Source organism: Type-C symbiont of Plautia stali (assembly GCF_059730935.1).
This window is the reverse complement of the sequence record NZ_AP035923.1, coordinates 2,876,846-2,893,974: the sequence shown is the minus strand read 5'-3', so window position 1 is coordinate 2,893,974 and position 17,129 is coordinate 2,876,846. Positions and strand designations below refer to the sequence as shown.

15 protein-coding genes and 3 tRNA genes are annotated in these 17,129 nt (G+C 59.3%); 9 read left to right on the top strand and 9 right to left on the bottom strand.

The features are described 5' to 3' along the window. Window positions 1–16 precede the first annotated feature (16 nt). The 5 genes from pal to AC6I7J_RS13625 all read left to right on the top strand — a co-directional run bounded on the left by pal (window position 17) and on the right by AC6I7J_RS13625 (window position 1,812). Window positions 17–535 (top strand): peptidoglycan-associated lipoprotein Pal, encoded by a 519-nt coding sequence (gene pal, locus AC6I7J_RS13645; RefSeq protein WP_021508527.1) that lies wholly within the window; start codon window positions 17–19, stop codon window positions 533–535. Window positions 536–544: 9 nt separating this feature from the next. Beyond that, on the top strand, window positions 545–1,336 hold the full coding sequence (gene cpoB, locus AC6I7J_RS13640) for a cell division protein CpoB (protein ID WP_058757869.1): 792 nt from the start codon (window positions 545–547) through the stop codon (window positions 1,334–1,336). A 166-nt stretch (window positions 1,337–1,502) separates the two neighbouring features. After that, a tRNA-Lys gene (locus AC6I7J_RS13635) sits at window positions 1,503–1,578 on the top strand. A gap of 50 nt (window positions 1,579–1,628) precedes the next feature. Then, window positions 1,629–1,704: transfer RNA gene (locus AC6I7J_RS13630), tRNA-Lys, on the top strand. A gap of 32 nt (window positions 1,705–1,736) precedes the next feature. Continuing rightward, window positions 1,737–1,812: transfer RNA gene (locus AC6I7J_RS13625), tRNA-Lys, on the top strand. A 587-nt stretch (window positions 1,813–2,399) separates the two neighbouring features. On the opposite strand, the gene AC6I7J_RS13620 is transcribed toward AC6I7J_RS13625, so the two are convergent. Then, window positions 2,400–3,860 carry an AlkA N-terminal domain-containing protein gene (locus tag AC6I7J_RS13620; RefSeq protein WP_498007233.1) on the bottom strand — a complete coding sequence of 487 codons (1,461 nt, stop codon included), beginning with the start codon at window positions 3,858–3,860 and terminating at the stop codon, window positions 2,400–2,402. 158 nt (window positions 3,861–4,018) lie between these two features. Between AC6I7J_RS13620 and AC6I7J_RS13615 the strand changes: the two genes are divergently transcribed. The 3 genes from AC6I7J_RS13615 to pnuC all read left to right on the top strand — a co-directional run bounded on the left by AC6I7J_RS13615 (window position 4,019) and on the right by pnuC (window position 6,467). After that, window positions 4,019–4,534, top strand: coding sequence for a methylated-DNA--[protein]-cysteine S-methyltransferase (locus tag AC6I7J_RS13615; protein ID WP_132465517.1), 516 nt, complete (start codon window positions 4,019–4,021; stop codon window positions 4,532–4,534). A gap of 126 nt (window positions 4,535–4,660) precedes the next feature. After that, entirely contained in the window at window positions 4,661–5,722 is a 1,062-nt protein-coding gene (gene nadA, locus AC6I7J_RS13610; RefSeq protein WP_498005952.1) for a quinolinate synthase NadA, read from the top strand. Between the two features lie 25 nt (window positions 5,723–5,747). Then, on the top strand, window positions 5,748–6,467 hold the full coding sequence (gene pnuC, locus AC6I7J_RS13605; RefSeq protein ID WP_021508522.1) for a nicotinamide riboside transporter PnuC: 720 nt from the start codon (window positions 5,748–5,750) through the stop codon (window positions 6,465–6,467). Here pnuC and zitB read toward each other — a convergent pair. From zitB to AC6I7J_RS13585, 4 genes are all read right to left on the bottom strand, one after another. After that, window positions 6,464–7,420, bottom strand: coding sequence for a CDF family zinc transporter ZitB (zitB, locus tag AC6I7J_RS13600; protein ID WP_498005950.1), 957 nt, complete (start codon window positions 7,418–7,420; stop codon window positions 6,464–6,466). The genes pnuC and zitB overlap by 4 nt on opposite strands. After that, window positions 7,395–10,475 carry an ATP-binding protein gene (locus AC6I7J_RS13595; RefSeq protein WP_498005948.1) on the bottom strand — a complete coding sequence of 1,027 codons (3,081 nt, stop codon included), beginning with the start codon at window positions 10,473–10,475 and terminating at the stop codon, window positions 7,395–7,397. Before AC6I7J_RS13595 ends, zitB begins: the two co-directional genes overlap by 26 nt. After that, a complete protein-coding gene (locus AC6I7J_RS13590) occupies window positions 10,457–11,041 on the bottom strand; it encodes a response regulator transcription factor (protein ID WP_021508519.1) in 585 nt (194 codons plus the stop codon). Before AC6I7J_RS13590 ends, AC6I7J_RS13595 begins: the two co-directional genes overlap by 19 nt. A 103-nt stretch (window positions 11,042–11,144) precedes the next feature. Further along, complete coding sequence (locus AC6I7J_RS13585) at window positions 11,145–11,504, bottom strand: YbgS-like family protein (protein ID WP_058757861.1); 360 nt, start codon at window positions 11,502–11,504, stop codon at window positions 11,145–11,147. A 294-nt stretch (window positions 11,505–11,798) separates the two neighbouring features. On the opposite strand from AC6I7J_RS13585, the gene aroG reads away from it, so the two are divergent. Continuing rightward, window positions 11,799–12,851 (top strand): 3-deoxy-7-phosphoheptulonate synthase AroG, encoded by a 1,053-nt coding sequence (aroG, locus tag AC6I7J_RS13580; protein ID WP_021508517.1) that lies wholly within the window; start codon window positions 11,799–11,801, stop codon window positions 12,849–12,851. A 63-nt stretch (window positions 12,852–12,914) separates the two neighbouring features. Here aroG and gpmA read toward each other — a convergent pair whose 3' ends face one another. The 4 genes from gpmA to galT form a co-directional block, all read right to left on the bottom strand. Then, window positions 12,915–13,667 carry a 2,3-diphosphoglycerate-dependent phosphoglycerate mutase gene (gene gpmA / locus AC6I7J_RS13575; RefSeq protein WP_010616013.1) on the bottom strand — a complete coding sequence of 251 codons (753 nt, stop codon included), beginning with the start codon at window positions 13,665–13,667 and terminating at the stop codon, window positions 12,915–12,917. Window positions 13,668–13,819: 152 nt separating this feature from the next. Continuing rightward, window positions 13,820–14,854: a galactose-1-epimerase gene (galM, locus tag AC6I7J_RS13570; RefSeq protein WP_058757860.1), complete on the bottom strand. Its 1,035-nt coding sequence runs from the start codon at window positions 14,852–14,854 to the stop codon at window positions 13,820–13,822. Beyond that, window positions 14,848–15,996 carry a galactokinase gene (galK, locus tag AC6I7J_RS13565; RefSeq protein ID WP_498005945.1) on the bottom strand — a complete coding sequence of 383 codons (1,149 nt, stop codon included), beginning with the start codon at window positions 15,994–15,996 and terminating at the stop codon, window positions 14,848–14,850. The genes galM and galK overlap by 7 nt, the downstream gene beginning before the upstream one ends. Beyond that, window positions 15,997–17,040 carry a galactose-1-phosphate uridylyltransferase gene (gene galT, locus AC6I7J_RS13560; protein WP_021508514.1) on the bottom strand — a complete coding sequence of 348 codons (1,044 nt, stop codon included), beginning with the start codon at window positions 17,038–17,040 and terminating at the stop codon, window positions 15,997–15,999. Window positions 17,041–17,129: the final 89 nt, after the last annotated feature.

Sequence of the window (17,129 nt, the reverse complement as noted above, 5' to 3'; positions counted from 1 at the left end):
ATAATAGGATAAAGAAATGCAACTGAACAAAGTGCTGAAGGGTTTGATGCTGGCTCTGCCGGTTATCGCGGTAGCTGCATGTAGCTCTCACAAAAACAACAACAACGATCAGACCGGTATGGGTGCTGACGGTGCATACGGCGCGGGCGCTGGCCAGAACGGCAACATGTCTTCTGACGAGCAGGCGCGTCTGCAGATGCAGCAGCTGCAGCAGAACAACATCGTTTACTTCGGTCTGGACAAGTATGACGTGCAGTCTGAATACGCTCAGATGCTGGATCAGCACGCTGCTTTCCTGCGCAGCAACCCATCTTACAAAGTGACCATCGAAGGTCACGCGGATGAGCGCGGCACCCCAGAGTACAACATCGCCCTGGGCGAACGTCGTGCTAACGCCGTTAAAATGTACCTGCAGGGTAAAGGCGTGTCTGCTGACCAGATGTCTATCGTATCTTACGGTAAAGAGAAACCTGCTGTACTGGGCCACGACGAAGCGGCTTACGCTAAAAACCGTCGTGCCGTACTGGTTTACTAAGAGAATCACATGATTAGTAACTTCAGACTTCATCTGTTGAGTCTGTCGTTACTGGTTGGCGTAGCGGCCCCCTGGGCCGCTAATGCCCAGGCGTCAATCAGTAGCGTTGGCTCAGGCTCGGTCGAAGACCGTGTCACCACTCTTGAACGTATCTCCAATGCCCAGGCTCAGCTTCTGCAGCAGTTGCAGCAGCAGATGAGTGATAACCAAAGCGATATCGATTCGCTGCGCGGGCAGATCCAGCAGAACAGTTATCAGCTTAATCAGGTGATTGAGCGGCAGAAGCAGCTTTATCAGCAGATCGACAGTCTGAGCAGCAGTAATGGTGCGCAGGCCAGCGGTGGTGCGGATGCAGCAGCTGGTGCCGCAGCGGGAAACGCTGATGCGGGGAGCAGCAATACGGCTGCCGCTGCACCCGCACAAACCGGCGATGCCAACACCGATTACAATGCTGCCGTCGCGCTGATTCTTGAGAAGAAACAGTACGACCAGGCGATTACTGCGCTGCAGGCGTGGGTGAAGAAGTATCCGGACTCCACCTATCAGCCGAATGCCAATTACTGGCTGGGTCAGTTGTTTTACAACAAAGGCAAAAAGGACGATGCGGCCTACTATTTTGCCACTGTAGTTAAAAACTACCCGAAATCGCCAAAAGCGGCGGAAGCGCTGTTTAAGGTTGGGGTGATCATGCAGGAGAAGAACGATACAGCGAAAGCGAAAGCGGTCTACCAGCAGGTGATCAAACAGTTCCCTAACTCTGAGTCTGCTAAGCAGGCACAAAAACGGCTCGCTGCGATGTAATTGCTGCAGTTAAGACCGGATTTCGTCTGATTTCTGGTCTTGCCGCATGAAAGGTAAGCAGTTGAGACATTTAGCGGAAAATAAGGGTTGCGCCCTCCCGCTAAATCAGTAATATATGCCGCCGTTGCCGGGACATATCTTAACAAGTATCGGCAGCACTGAAGATGGGTCGTTAGCTCAGTTGGTAGAGCAGTTGACTTTTAATCAATTGGTCGCAGGTTCGAATCCTGCACGACCCACCATCTCAACCATTCAGTTTTGATGTCACTTCAGTTTGCTTCACAACCTTGATGGGTCGTTAGCTCAGTTGGTAGAGCAGTTGACTTTTAATCAATTGGTCGCAGGTTCGAATCCTGCACGACCCACCATCAAGTCGAAAGTTGTAAGCCACTTCCCGAGCGGGTCGTTAGCTCAGTTGGTAGAGCAGTTGACTTTTAATCAATTGGTCGCAGGTTCGAATCCTGCACGACCCACCAGTTATGTAGAAAGGCGCCCTAAAGGCGCCTTTTTGCTTTTTTACGTTTTTTACAGTGTTAGATGGGTTGCTTTGAGATTGTGCACCGGCCAGATAAGGCGGGGCGGATCGCAAAGGAACCTCACATCCCTGTGGATCGGCCTCGCGAGTATTCGCCTCATCCCTGAGGCTCACCCGCAAGCGGGCAACACTGCGTGTTGTTCAAAAATGCTCCCGGCATTTTTGTCCATGGCTCGGACGCTTCGCTCCTTCCGCTCCCGCCTTAACTGGCTTTCAACCCTCACAGCTGCGGTAATTCGTAGTGGCGACCCGTTAGGGGCGACAGTGAATCGCAGAGGGCGTTAACAAAGACGGCCATACCGGGGCGGGGGAGTAAAGCTTACGGCGCATGGACAAAAATGCCGGGAGCATTTTTGAACAACGCGTAGCGCTGGCCCACAAAGTGGGCGAGCCTCAGGGATGAGGCGAGTAAACCGCCGGCAGAGCCTACAGGGATGTATTTACGGCGACTTTACGCAACCGCTCCGTACCTTTTGGCTGAAAAGCACTATTACAGTTATTCTGGCAACCACATCATGCCAAATCTCACTACCGCTTTTCCGGCGTCAGGCTCTTCCAGATATGCAGCACCGCGTAACTGCGCCATGGGCGCCACACCTGCGACATCTGCTCTGCGACCTTTGCGCTCACGCCGCCGAGATTATTGCGGATCGCAATGTCCTCTTTCGGGAAGGCATCCGGCCAGCGCAGGGCGCGCATGGCGATATAACTCGCTGTCCATGGCCCGACACCCTTCAGCGCCAGCAACTGCTGCTGCACCACGTCCGGATTAACCGCGCCATTGAAGCGCATCGCTCCTGAGGTGCAGGCCGCGGCCAGTGCCTGGATCGCCTGCGCGCGGGCGCTCACAATGCCGAGGCTGGCGATATCATCGAGGGTGGCAGCAGCCAGTGATTCGGCCTCTGGCGGTAAGCGGGAGAGCGCAGGCCACGGTGTGGTGAGGGGTGCGCCAAAACGCTCCGCCACGCGACTGCTCAGCGTCGTTGCGGCTTTCACCGTCACCTGCTGGCCGAGGATGGCGCGGACCGCCAGCTCGAAGCCGTCAAACGCACCAGGAACGCGTAAGCCGGGATAGCGTGCCAGACTCGCAGCTAATAGCGGATCCTGGCTGAGCTGCTCGCTGATGCGCTGTGGCTGGGCATCCAGATCAAACAGATCGCGCAAGCGGCGCAGCAGGGCAGGCAGCACCGGCGTCAGCGTGGTGGTAAATTGCACCTTCAGCGCTTGCTTTTCCGGCAAATGGCTAATGCGCACCCAGCCACGACACTGACCGAGCGCCACAGTACGATGATAAACGCCCTCGCTGACCCACTCGACTTGCTTCATCACGCGCTGTTGCAGGAAATCGAGGATGGCGTCCCAGTCATAAGGAGGCCGGTAGCTGAGGCGCAGTTCGGCGCTCTCCTGCTCACCATTCAGGGTTTCCGTCTGAATCTGCTTACGCAGACGCGATGGCGTCATGCGATAGCGAGCCTGAAACACGTCGTTAAAACGGCGCAGGCTGCGAAAACCGCTGGCATAGGCAATTTCGGTCACCGGCAATGCGGTTTCAGTCAGTAGCTGCTTCGCCAGCAGCATGCGCCGGGTTTGCCGCAGTTCAAGCGGCGACACGCCCAGCTCCTGCTGAATCACCCGTCTTAGCTGGCGTTCACTCAGGTCAAACTCGCTGGCGATCTCAGCCAGCGTCTCCTGTTCTTCCAGTAAGCCTTCTTCGATACGGCGAATCAGCCGGTCGGCGATGCGATGATGGCTATCGACCGGTGCCGAACCAGGTGCCAGCTCGGGACGACAGCGCAGGCAGGGGCGAAAGTGCGCCTTTTCAGCCGCTTCGGCACTGGTGAAAAACAGGCAGTTCTTCTGCATCGGTGCTTTCACCGGACAGATCGGACGGCAGTAAATACCGGTGGAGGTCACGCCGACAAAAAACACCCCGTCGAAACGGCTGTCGCGCGCCGTCAGCGCCTGATAGGCAATTTCAGGATCAAACATCATCGTCTCCGGCAAATAAACACCATCGTCGCGCAGGTGCGGATGGAAAACTGGCTGCTTTCGGACAGCTAACCAGTTTATGCTCATGGCCGAAAACAGCCAGTTTCGCCGCGCAAAAGTGCGATAATCATCCGCATAGCCCACGCCGGAGGTGCAACATGTATCACGCTAAAATCATTACCACGCCCGTCGGAGAACTGACGCTCATTGCCACGGATCGCGGTCTGTCAGCCATTTTATGGGAAAACGAAGGCGCGCAGCGCGTGCCGCTGAAACCGATCGCGCGTAACGACCAGCATCCGATTCTCTGTGAGGCCGAGCGCCAGCTGCGCCAGTACTTTGCCGGCGAGCGTCAGCAGTTTGACATGCCGTACGACACCATTGGCACTGCGTTTCAGAAAAAGGTCTGGCAGGCGCTGCTCACCATTCCGTTTGGTGAAACCCGCAGCTATCTGCAAATCGCGGAGCAGATCGGCAACCCGAAAGCGGTACGTGCCGTCGGGGCTGCCAACGGTAAAAATCCATTGTCGATCATGGCACCCTGTCATCGCGTTATCGGCAGCAACGGTAAGCTCACCGGCTTCGCTGGCGGCCTGGCGGTAAAAGCGTTTCTGCTTGAGCTGGAAAGCCCACAACAGGCGCAGGCCGGCACGCAGCTGGTACTTCCCGCATAAAAATCACACGACAGGCTCGGTGTAATCCGCTATTGTGTTTAGCATATAAAACATGATGGCGAATTTAATGCCGCATCATCGTCCTGATGGGCGATTTTGTTAAATCGATAAAACGAGAGCCGTGTCATGAGTGCAATGTTTGATGCTGAAAGCGCCATTTATCCCTTCCCGCCGAAACCGGCGCGCCTCAGCCCGCAGGAAAAAGCCGGTTACATCGAAGAAATTAAACGCCTGCTCAAAGCACGCGATGCGGTGATGGTGGCGCATTACTACACCGATCCGGAAATCCAGGCGCTGGCCGAAGAGACCGGCGGCTGCGTGGCGGATTCCCTTGAGATGGCACGCTTTGGCAGCCAGCATCCGGCGCAAACGCTGCTGGTGGCCGGCGTGCGTTTCATGGGCGAAACCGCCAAAATCCTTAGCCCGGAAAAAACCGTGCTGATGCCCACGCTGCAGGCGGAGTGCTCGCTTGACCTCGGTTGCCCGATTGACGAATTTAACCGCTTCTGCGATGCGCATCCGGATCGGACCGTGGTGGTGTATGCCAACACGTCGGCAGCGGTAAAAGCACGTGCCGATTGGGTGGTGACATCCAGCATTGCGGTTGAGCTGATTGAATATCTCGACAGTCGCGGTGAAAAAATCATCTGGGCACCGGACCGCCATCTGGGCCGTTACGTCACGCAGCAAACCGGCGCTGATGTGCTGTGCTGGCAGGGCGCCTGCATTGTGCATGATGAGTTCAAAACACAGGCGCTGCAGCGCATGAAAGCGCTCTATCCTGACGCGGCGGTGCTGGTACACCCGGAGTCACCGCAGGCGATTGTCGAACTGGCCGATGCGGTCGGTTCCACCAGCCAGTTGATTCAGGCCGCCAAAACGCTGCCGCATCCGCAGATGATTGTGGCGACCGACCGCGGCATCTTTTACAAAATGCAGCAGGCGGTACCGGATAAAGAGTTACTGGAAGCGCCTACCGCAGGCGAAGGGGCGACCTGCCGCAGCTGCGCGCACTGCCCGTGGATGGCGATGAATGGCCTGCAGGCTATCGCTGAAGGGCTGGCGCACGGCGGCGCGCAGCATGAAATTCACGTCGATGCGGCAATGCGCAAGGCAGCGTTACTGCCGCTCAACCGCATGCTAGACTTTGCAGCACAACTCAAACTTACGCTGAAAGGGAACGCCTGAGGCGGTTTTCATACAGGTGCAGATGATGGACTTCTTTAGCACACACAATATTCTGGTTCACATTCCGATTGGCGTCGGCGGCTACGATCTGTCATGGATTGAGGCGATCGGTACGCTGGCCGGCCTGCTGTGTATCTGGCTTGCCAGCCAGGAAAAAATTATCAACTACCTGTTTGGTCTGATTAACGTCACGCTGTTTGCGGTGATTTTCTTTCAGATTCAGCTGTATGCCAGCCTGCTGCTACAGCTGTTCTTCTTTGTTGCCAATGTGTACGGCTGGTACGCGTGGAGCCGGCAGACCAGCAGCCATGAAGCGGCGCTGAAAATCCGCTGGCTGCCGCTGCCGAAAGCCATCGGCTGGGGCGCCGCCTGCGTGATCGCCATTGCGCTGATGACGCGCTATATCGACCCGGTATTCGCTTTCCTCACGCGCACCGCGGTGGGGCTGATGCAGTCGCTCGGCCTTAACGTGGTGATGCCGCAGCTGCAGCCGGATGCCTTCCCGTTCTGGGATTCCTGCATGATGGTGCTGTCGATTGTGGCGATGATCCTGATGACGCGCAAATACGTCGAGAACTGGCTGCTGTGGGTGGTGATCAACGTTATCAGCGTGATGATCTTTGCGCGTCAGGGCGTGTATGCCATGGCGCTGGAGTACGCCATTCTGACGCTGATCGCGCTGAACGGCACGCGCCTGTGGATGCAGAGCGCACGGGAACAGGGTTCGCGCGCGCTGTCCCATTAGTGGTGGTGATGCGCGTGGCCTTCCAGCGCTGCGTGCTCGTGCTGCGTGCCGCTCTCCTCGCATAACTCGCAGTCCGGGCCGACGCAGGGCTGATACTCCATCTGCACCGTGGCATGGGCAATCTGATAATGCTGGTGCAGATACTGATGAATGCGTCGCAGCAGGCCGTCGTGATCGTACGGCGGAATCACCTGCACGTGCAGCGTCAGCACCGGCTTTTCGCCCACCTGCCACACATGCACATGATGTACATTGCGCACTTCATCAATGTGACGCGTCAGCGCCCGCGCCAGCTTCTCCACGTCGATATGCGTCGGGGCGCCCTCCAGCAGCTCGTGCAGGCTCTCGCGCAGCAGCGCCCAGCCGCTGCGCACCACCAGCAGCGCCACCAGCAGCGACAGAATCGGATCGATCGGCGTCCAGCCGGTCAGCATGATGATCACTGCCGCCACGATTGCGCCCACCGAACCCAGCAGATCACCCAGCACGTGCAGCGCGGCGGCACGCACGTTGAGATTCTTCTCTTCGCTGCCGCGGTGCAGCAGCCAGAATGACAGCAGATTCGCCAGCAGGCCGGCAATCGCGATGCCGAGCATCAGCCCGCCTTCAATCGGCTCGGGCTGGTAAAAACGGCGCAGCGCTTCCCAGACGATCAGGACGGTAATCACCAGCAGCGCGATGGCGTTCACAAACGCTGCCAGCGTGGTCAGACGCAGTAAGCCAAAAGTGTGACGCGCATTCGGTTTGCGCCGGGCGAACTGCACGGCCAGCAGCGCCATCAGCAGCGCGGCGGCGTCGGTGAGCATATGTCCGGCATCGGCCAGCAGCGCCAGCGAACCGGACACCAGCCCGCCGATGACCTCGGCAACCATAAACAGCGCGGTGACGCCAAACGCGGCGGCGAGACGCGTGCGGTTGCCGCCGTGCTCACTGTGAGAATGAGTGTGTGCCATAACGTTCCAGTTGGTTAAGTAGCCTGTTCGTTAATGATATCAGTAAATTGAGATTATCAGGGTCAGGCTGATGCTGTTTTGCCGCGTCGGCCAGCTGCTGGCAGCGGGCGGCTACGTCGTCAATGCCGAGCATCAGCCAGCTGCCTTTCAGGCGGTGCGCCGCGCGCGCCAGCTGGGGCCAGTCTGCGGCCGCGCTCGCCTGCAGCAGCGCATCATGATCCTGCTGCAGCGTACGCTGCAGGGTATGGCAAATACGCGGGATGAAAGCCGGATTGTGCTGCGCCAGAATCTGCAGGCTGTCCGGCAACACCTGCAACGGATCGCGCACCGCCTGCGCCAGCAGCGGTGCAATATCCCGCAGAGTCATCGGCTTGACCAGCTGCGCTTCGTGCGCCTGCAGCGGCAGTTTCAGCAGCTGTACGTCGGCGGAGCACAGTATGCGCAGCGCAGGCTGCACGCGCTGGCGCTGACGGCGGCGCAGGATGCGCAGCAGCGTCAGGCCATCCGGGCGCGGCATCATCTGGTCGATAAACAGCACATCAAACGGCTGCTGCGCATCGGCCCGCAGCAGTTCGCGGCCATCCTCAAACACCGCCGCAGTAATGCCAAAGCTCGCCAGCTGCTGCTGCATCACCAGCAGATTAGTCGGGTGATCGTCGACAATCGCCACGCGCAGCTGCGGATAGTGTGGCCAGTGCGTGGCGTCATCTGTCGCCGTCGCCGCACAGGGTTCCAGCGGCAGGCGCACGCTCACCGTGGTGCCCTGCTGCGGCGCTGACTCCAGCGACAGCGTGCCGCCCATGCGCTGTACAATCTCGCGACAGATAAACAGCCCGAGGCCGCTGCCCTGCACCGCATGGCGCTTGCCCGACGGCGCCTGATACCACGGTTCAAACAGCTGCGCCTGCTCGCTGAGCGGAATGCCGCTGCCGCTGTCGCTCACCGTCAGCGCGATATCCCCGGTGACCGCCAGCGTCAGGCGGATTTCGCCGTGGCGGGTAAATTTCAGCGCATTGGCCACCAGATTGTTCACCACCTGCTGCAGGCGATCGCTGTCGAGCATCACGCTGGCCGGCAGCGGGGTCAGCGCCGCTACGTGCAGCTGTGGCCCGCCATCGCGCATCAGCGGGTGGTAAAACTGCTGTTGCTGCTGTAGCCATAGCGTGAGATCGAGCGGGCGCGGCGTCAGGCGGAAGCTGTGATTCTCGATGCGCGCATGATCCTGCAGGTCGTTCAGCAGCGTCATCAGCGACCGGGCGCTGCTGTGCATCAGATCGAGCCGCGCGCTCGGATGCTGCTGCTGCTCCAGCTCCAGCAGACCCAGAATCGCCTGCATCGGCGTGCGCAGCTCGTGGCTGGCGGTGGCGAGAAACTGACTTTTAGCGGCATTGGCGCGCTCCGCCTGCTCGCGCTGTAACCGCTCACGCCGCTGCTGCAGATAACGGCGCAGCAGCAATACCAGCAACAGCAGGATGATCACGGCGGCCGCAATCAAAATCAGCAGCGGCACATTGCGCATCGTCATGGTGGTGCCGGGCTGCGGCGGCTGCGACCAGCTGACGCGCATCTGATTCAGCGTATCCGCCGGGATCTGCTGCAGCGCATGGTCGAGCAGGGCGCTCAGCTGCGGCTGCTGTGCGCTCACCTGCGGCGCCAGCGGCCAGGCGATATCGCTGGCCACAAAGGCGAGATGCACGCGGTTGCCCTCATGGCTGGCCATGCGCCAGCGCGCCGACAGCACGTTATCCACCACTGCATCAATCTGGCCAGTGTTGAGGGCCTGCCACAGCTGGGCGCGATTGTCGAACAGCTGAGGCGCGATTTCAGCCGGAAGCAGACGCTGCGCCAGATCGCCACGCAGCACGCCGACGCGCTGAGCGTGCAGCGCGGACCAGCCCATCGGCTGCCTGTCGGACAGCGTGTAAATGCCCCAGATGGCGCGCCACACTGGCAGCGCGGTGCGGTTAGCATCGTCCCCGTACAGCGGCTGTAACAGGTTGAGCATCACCTGCTGCTGCTGCAACAGACTGGCGGCCTGCTGCGGATTATTGACCCAGCGCGGCGTGAAACGCAGGCCGGTACTCTGGCTCAGGGCGTTAAGCAGGTCAATACCGAAGCCGCGCGCGTTGCCGCTGGCATCGCGATAGCTCCACGGCGCGTTATCGCTCTCGGCGGCATAAGGGATGGCATCCTGCTGCGCCAGCCACTGTTTCTCTTCGCCCGTCAGCATCAGGGTTTGCGTATCCTGATAGCGCAGCAGCGGTGGACTCCAGCGCTGCTGCACGCGATTGCTGAACTCCGCTGGCAGCAAACGCAGCTGGCGGTTGAGCCAGGCAATCAGCGCCGGATCGCGTGTCTGCGCGCGCAGCGACAGCTCGCCGGCACCGGGATCGGCGGTGATTTGATAAATCTGTCCCTGCTGCAGCTGGCTGAGCAGGAAACCGGCGCTGGCTTCATCGGCCACCAGATAGTCACTCTGCTGGTTCAGCAGCGCATACAGCGCCTGTAAATTGCCGGGCAGCGTCTGCCAGCGGTGGCGATGTGCAAAGGTTTGCGGCAGCTGCGCCAGCGTGTCGGCGGCGATGGTCAGCTGGGCGTTGTCACTGTTGAACATCACCGCGCGCTGGTTGTCGCGATTGCGGTAGATGCGCATCGGGCTGGTGAACCAGCTCTCGCTGGTCAGTACGTCGGCGGGCAGATCGCGCTGGCGGGTGCTCAGCACCATATCCACGTCGCCACGCTGTAGCGCCGCCAGCTGGGCGGCAAAGTCAGGATAGCCGTGCAGGCTGAATGTGCTGCCGCTCAGCTGGCTGAGGGCGCTGAGATAATCGGCATCAATGCCCCAGATGCGATCGCCAATGCGCATCGCCCAGGGCGCGCTGTTTTGCGCCGGCACCGCCACGCGCAGCACCGGTCCCGGCCACGGCTCGGCGTGCGGCGCGGGCATCATGGCGGGCAGCATCACGCTGCTGGCGGGCTGCAATCCGGCGCGCGCCAGCAGACTGAAAAACAGCGCGAACAGCAACAGCCAGCGTTTCACTGCTGCGCTTTCCACAGTTCTGCCAGCTCGACCACCGACTGCACGCCGGTCTTCTCGAGGATATTTTTCTTGTGGGTGCTGACGGTTTTATTGCTGATGTGCAGCTGTTCGCCAATCTGAATATTCGACAGCCCGCGCACCAGCAGCGCCACAATCTGCTGCTCTTTCTCGGTGAGCGGCAGCGCAATGCGCTCCGGCAGCGGCGGAAACGCCTGCTGGCCGCCCAGCACCGCCAGAATCGCGCTCAGCAACTGCGCCATGCTTTGACTCTTCACCACATAGCCGGCCGCGCCGAGCGAGGCGGCGCTGAGCAGCGTGTGGCGGCTCTGCTGGGCCGAGTAAATCAGCACCGGACACTGCGGATGGCGCGCGCGCAGACGGCGCAACAGCTCCAGACCATCGCTATCCGGCAGGCCGATATCCAGCACAATCAGGTCAATATGATGCTGTTGCAGCAGCTGACGCGCCTGGGCTTCGTCACCGGCGGCGTAGAGCTGTAATGGAATAGGGGCGTTGAGGCAGGCCGCTTCCAGCGCGACTTCAACTAAAGGGTGATCATCGATAAGCAGCAGCGCGGCCATGAAACAGTTCCTGTGAATTTCATAGCGTTAGCATAGCGGAAATAGGGCAGGGGAAAAACAACAGGGCGAGCCGAAGCTCGCCCTGCATCACGCTCCGCGTGGATTACTGCGTGGTGCCGTCAGTTTTGTGTTTAACGTGACCACCGCCTTCCTTGGTTTCAACTTTCTTATTCATATCCGGGCAGCGACCATCTTTACACATGGTATTTTTGTGTTCCTGGCTGGCCGACATATTGCCAGAGGTGGTACCAGAAGTCGCGGCACCGTTGGTGTTCATGCTGCCATTATTAATGTTGCTATTGTCGACATTATTTGGCGGCAGATTCTCTTTCGCGCCGCCCGCGGCTGCGCCGGCTTCTGCTGACGCATTCGCCTGGCCGTTGTTGTTATCCGCAGCCAGTGCTGCGCCGCTGCCCAAAGTCATCGCTGCCGTCAGAAAAATCAATGCAAACTTATTCATCATTATGCTCCTGTAATAAATGGATAGTTGCCGCGTGACACCCGCTGGTGCTGTTTGACGAAAAAAGCGTGCCGCGACGGAATTTAATTCCGTCATGAGTGTTCGGCATGAATATAAATAGCGAAAGCACCTCATTCCTCAGTGCTTACGTTTAAAAAGCTTAGTTCATAAACGAATAAATGCAAATCTGAGCGAGCCATTGGCGCACAGGACATAATTTACACCTGGTGCCTGAAGGGATACATTGGACGGGTTGCGCCCGGCGTACGCAGGGCCAGAAATTTGAATGGAATAAGTATGGATTACCAGAACGACGATTTACGTATCAGAGAGATCAAAGAGTTACTGCCCCCTGTTGCGCTGCTGGAAAAATTCCCCGCCACCGATAACGCTGCTCAAACCGTTGCCCAGGCCCGCCAGGCCATTCACCGCATTCTGCACGGTGAAGATGACCGCCTGCTGGTTGTGATTGGGCCATGCTCCATCCACGATACGCAGGCTGCCAAAGAGTATGCCGCTCGCCTGCTGACGTTGCGCGAGGAGCTGAAGGGTGAGCTGGAAGTGGTGATGCGCGTGTACTTTGAAAAACCGCGTACCACGGTGGGCTGGAAAGGGCTGATCAACGATCCTTACATGGACGGTAGCTTCCAGATTAACGACGGCCTGCGCCTGGCGCGTAAGCTGCTGGTGGATATCAACGACACCGGACTGCCGGCTGCCGGTGAGTTCCTCGACATGATCACGCCGCAATACATGGCGGATTTGATGAGCTGGGGCGCGATTGGTGCGCGTACTACCGAATCGCAGGTGCACCGCGAGCTCTCGTCCGGGCTCTCCTGTCCGGTTGGCTTCAAAAACGGCACTGACGGCACCATCAAAGTGGCGATCGATGCCATCGGTGCTGCCAGCGCGCCGCACTGCTTCCTGTCGGTCACCAAATATGGTCATTCGGCGATTGTCGAAACCAGCGGTAATGAAGATTGCCACATCATTCTGCGCGGCGGCAAAGAGCCAAACTACAGTGCGGAACACGTTGCGGCGGTGAAAACCGGGCTGGAAAAAGCGGGCCTGCGTCCACAGGTGATGATCGACTTCAGCCACGCCAACAGCAGCAAGCAGTTCCAGCGTCAGATGGTGGTGGCCGCAGACGTGGCGCAGCAGATTGCCGGCGGCGAGCAGGCGATTACCGGCGTGATGATTGAGAGCCACCTGGTGGAAGGCAACCAGAGCCTCGACAGCGGCAAACCGCTGGTGTACGGCCAGAGCGTCACCGACGCCTGTATTGGCTGGGACGACACGGAAAAAGCGCTGCGTCAGCTGGCGCAGGCGATCAAAACCCGTCGCGGCTAACGGCAGCGCACGGCATAAAAAAAGGCCAGACTCGCGTCTGGCCTTTTGCGTTTCAGCGTGAACTTACTTCGCTTTACCCTGGTTAGCAACGGCGGCGGCTTTCGCTGCGATCTCGTCGGCATCACCCAGATAGTAATGTTTGATTGGCTTGAAGTTCTCGTCGAACTCATACACCAGCGGTACGCCGGTTGGGATGTTCAGTTCGAGGATCTCATCTTCGCTCATGTTATCGAGGTATTTCACCAGCGCGCGCAGTGAGTTACCGTGCGCGGCAACGATCACTTTCTCACCGCTCTTGATGCGCGGCAGAATGCTTTCGTTCCAGAATGGGATCACGCGATCGATGGTCAGTGCCAGGCTTTCGGTGGTTGGCAGCTGCGCGTCGGTCAGTGATTTGTAGCGCGGGTCGTGGCCCGGGAAACGCTCGTCGTTACGATCCAGCTCCGGCGGCGTAACGGCAAAGCCGCGGCGCCACTGTTTCACCTGATCGTCGCCGTATTTGGCGGCGGTTTCCGCTTTGTCCAGACCCTGCAGCGCACCGTAGTGACGCTCGTTCAGACGCCAGGTTTTTTCGACCGGCAGCCAGGCCTGATCCAGCTCATCCAGCACGTTCCACAGAGTGTGGATGGCACGCTTCAGCACTGAGGTGTAGGCAAAATCAAACACGAAACCTTCTTTTTTCAGCAGCTGACCGGCTGCTTTGGCTTCGGTGCGACCCTTGTCGGACAGATCCACGTCGTACCATCCGGTGAAGCGGTTTTCCTGATTCCACTGGCTTTCGCCGTGGCGCACCAGAACCAGCTTAGTTACGGCCATAGCTTTACTCCTTAATGCTTAATGTTTCGATGATGATAGAAACCGGCTGCGGCCGCTGATTTCAGCGGCACACTGATAGCGCCATACCATAGCGGAAAACAGCGCACGGCGTAAGCCTGTCGGCACCGCAGTGCGCGTTTTTCAACCGGCGCTTAGTGCGGGGTGAAGCGATAACGCGTCACGGAGTGCCATGTGTCGCCGGGCTGCAGCCAGCAATCAGGCTGCGGCCACTCGCTATGGTTGGGCGAATCCGGTAAAAACTCACTCTCCAGAGCGATGCCCTGGAAAGCAGTATAGCTGCCCTGTTCACGGGCGCGCGTTCCCTCCAGATAGTTGCCGGAGTAGAACTGCAGCGCCGGCGCGGCGGTGAACACGCTCACGCTAAGTTTGTCGTCCGCTGACCACAGCTGCGCAGCAGGCTGGCTGCTGTCACCGGCGGTGGTGAGCAGAAACGCGTGATCGTAACCTTTCACCGCGCGCTGATCGTCGTCGGCCAGGAACTCATCCGCCACGCGTTTCGGCTGGCGGAAATCAAAGCTGGTGCCGTCCACCGCTTTCAGCGGCGCATTGGGAATGCCTGCGCTGTCCACCGGCAGATAACGATCGGCCTGCAGTTGTAAGCGATGCTGGCGCGCGTCGCCATGATGCGCATCAAGGTTGAAGTAAGCATGGTTGGTCAGGTTGACCGGACAGGCCTGATCGGTCTGCGCTTCATAGCGAATCGACAGGCAGTTATCGTCATCGAGCTGATAAATCACATCGGCAATCAGATTGCCGGGATAGCCCTGGTCGCCGTCCGGCGAATCAAGACGATAGTGCACTTCGCTGTCGCTCTGGCTGAGGATCTGCCAGCGGCGCTTGTCGAAACCCTGCGGCCCGCCATGCAGCTGGTGCGGACCCTGATTGGCCGCCAGCAGCCGGTTAAGCGGCTTCAGCTCAGCGAAGGCGATGCGGTTCGCGTAACGCCCGATGGTGGCACCGAGATAAGCATCCTGATGCAGATAGTCGGACGGCGTGGCGCAGCCGAGCAGCGCTTCGCGCACGCTGCCGTCCTGCATCGGCACGCGCGCCGACAGCCAGGTGGCGCCCCAGTCCATAAAGGTGGCGACCATGCCGTTGCGGTTGCGCAAAACGGTGATGCGCCACGGCTGGCCGTCCGGCGCATGAGAGTTGACGTCGCTTACCATTGGCCGGCTCCTGCTGAGGCTTTGCACACGTAAAAGGTCTCTTTGATGCCGGTCTGCGCTTCGTACTGCTGCGCCACCGCCGCTTTTACCTGATCGACCAGATCGGTTGGCATCAGGGCGACAATACAGCCGCCGAAGCCGCCGCCGGTCATACGCACGCCGCCGCGCGGGCCAATTTCCGCTTTGACGATCTCCACCAGCTGATCGATGGGCGGCACGGTGATCTCAAAATCGTCGCGCATTGAGGCGTGCGAGGCGGCCATCAGCTCACCCATGCGTTGCAGATCGCCGCTGCTCAGCGCGTCCGCCGCTTCCAGCGTCCGGGCGTTTTCGGTGATCACGTGACGCACGCGTTTGGCCACCAGCGGATCGAGCTGCTGTTCTGCCGCCGCAAACTCCTCCAGCGTCACGTCGCGCAGCGCCTTTTTGTTGAAGAAGCGCGCACCGGTTTCGCACTGCTCGCGGCGGGTATTGTATTCGCTGCCCACCAGATTACGGCGGAAGTTCGAGTTGATGATCACCACCGCGACATCCTCCGGCATGGATACGGCGCGCGTGCCCAGCGTGCGGCAGTCCAGCAGCATGGCGTGATCCTGCTGGCCGAGCGCTGAAATCAGCTGATCCATGATGCCGCAGTTGCAGCCAACAAACTGGTTCTCCGCTTCCTGCCCGTTAACGGCAATCGCTGCGCCGTCGAGCTTCAGCTGATACAGCTGCTGGAACACAGTGCCTACCGCCACTTCCAGCGAGGCGGACGAGCTGAGACCGGCACCCTGCGGCACGTTGCCGCTGATCACCATATCCACGCCGCCAAAGCTGGCGTCGCGCTGCTGCAAATGTTTCACCACGCCGCGCACGTAATTGGCCCACATCGGTTCGCTGAGCGGCTCAATCGGCGCATCCAGCGAGAAGCTATCCTGCTGATTGTCGTAATCCACTGCCACCACGCGCACCTGGCGATCGTCGCGGCGGGCGCAGGCAATCACGGTCTGATAGTCAATGGCGCAGGGCAGCACGAAGCCGTCGTTGTAATCGGTATGCTCGCCGATCAGGTTCACCCGACCCGGTGCCTGAATGCTGTGGCTCGGCGCATAGCCGTAGGTGTCAGCGAAAACCTGTTGAGTGATCGATTTTAAAGACATTTATTGTTCCTCGCGGAAATGGATAGCGCTGACAGAGCGCAGACGTTCTGCTGCCTGTTCCGCCGTTAAATCACGTTGGGTCTCGGCCAGCATCTCGTAGCCAACCATAAATTTTCGTACCGTCGCGGAGCGCAGCAGCGGGGGATAGAAGTGCGCGTGCAGCTGCCAGTGATCGTTGGCTTCGCCGTTGAACGGCGCGCCGTGCCAGCCCATCGAATAGGGGAACGAGCACTGGAACAGATTGTCATAACGGCTGGTGAGCTGCTTGAGCGCCAGCGCCAGATCGGTGCGCTGCGCCTCGCTGAGATCGGTAATGCGTTTCACGTGCGTTTTAGGCAGCAGCAGGGTTTCAAACGGCCAGGCCGCCCACCACGGCACTACCGCCAGCCAGTGATCGGTTTCAACCACGGTACGGCTGCCGTCCTGCAACTCGCGCGTTACGTAATCTACCAGCAGCGGCGTACCTTTATCAGCAAAGTAGCGGCGCTGGTTGTCATCCTCTTTTTGCGCTTCATTCGGCAGAAAACTGTTGGCCCACACCTGACCGTGCGGATGCGGATTCGAGCAGCCCATGGCTGCGCCTTTGTTTTCGAACACCTGCACCCACGGATAGTGCTGGCCGAGTTCGGCGGTCTGCTCCTGCCAGGTGCGCACGATATCCTGCAAGTTGTGCAGCGGCAGTTCGGGCAGGGTTTTGCTGTGATCCGGCGAGAAGCAGATCACCCGGCTGGTACCGCGCGCGCCTTCACAGCGCATCAGCACATCATCGCTCTGCGGCGCGTCCGGCGTATCGGTCATCAGCGCGGCGAAGTCATTGGTGAACACGTAAGTGCTTTTGTAATCGGGATTTTTGTCGCCGGTGATACGGGTGTTACCGGCGCACAGGAAGCAGTCCGGATCGTGTGCGGGCAGTTGCTCCAGCGCCGGCGTCTCCTGCGCACCCTGCCACGGACGTTTGGCGCGATGCGGTGACACCAGCACCCATTGATCGATCAACGGGTTATAGCGGCGATGCGGATGATCGACCGGGTTAAATTTTTGCATAACAAGTCCTGGTAATCGGCAAACAGAAGAAAATCACTGCCTTCAACGTAGCATAACGGTGGCGCTGAAAGCGTGATCCAGTCTGGATA

Coding starts and splice junctions, on each gene's coding strand:
- pal (WP_021508527.1), top strand. CDS start 17: ATGCAACTGAACAAAGTGCTGAAGGGTTTGATGCTGGCTCTGCCGGTT.
- cpoB (WP_058757869.1), top strand. CDS start 545: ATGATTAGTAACTTCAGACTTCATCTGTTGAGTCTGTCGTTACTGGTT.
- AC6I7J_RS13620 (WP_498007233.1), bottom strand. CDS start 3,860: ATGTTTGATCCTGAAATTGCCTATCAGGCGCTGACGGCGCGCGACAGC.
- AC6I7J_RS13615 (WP_132465517.1), top strand. CDS start 4,019: ATGTATCACGCTAAAATCATTACCACGCCCGTCGGAGAACTGACGCTC.
- nadA (WP_498005952.1), top strand. CDS start 4,661: ATGAGTGCAATGTTTGATGCTGAAAGCGCCATTTATCCCTTCCCGCCG.
- pnuC (WP_021508522.1), top strand. CDS start 5,748: ATGGACTTCTTTAGCACACACAATATTCTGGTTCACATTCCGATTGGC.
- zitB (WP_498005950.1), bottom strand. CDS start 7,420: ATGGCACACACTCATTCTCACAGTGAGCACGGCGGCAACCGCACGCGT.
- AC6I7J_RS13590 (WP_021508519.1), bottom strand. CDS start 11,041: ATGGCCGCGCTGCTGCTTATCGATGATCACCCTTTAGTTGAAGTCGCG.
- AC6I7J_RS13585 (WP_058757861.1), bottom strand. CDS start 11,504: ATGATGAATAAGTTTGCATTGATTTTTCTGACGGCAGCGATGACTTTG.
- aroG (WP_021508517.1), top strand. CDS start 11,799: ATGGATTACCAGAACGACGATTTACGTATCAGAGAGATCAAAGAGTTA.
- gpmA (WP_010616013.1), bottom strand. CDS start 13,667: ATGGCCGTAACTAAGCTGGTTCTGGTGCGCCACGGCGAAAGCCAGTGG.
- galM (WP_058757860.1), bottom strand. CDS start 14,854: ATGGTAAGCGACGTCAACTCTCATGCGCCGGACGGCCAGCCGTGGCGC.
- galK (WP_498005945.1), bottom strand. CDS start 15,996: ATGTCTTTAAAATCGATCACTCAACAGGTTTTCGCTGACACCTACGGC.
- galT (WP_021508514.1), bottom strand. CDS start 17,040: ATGCAAAAATTTAACCCGGTCGATCATCCGCATCGCCGCTATAACCCG.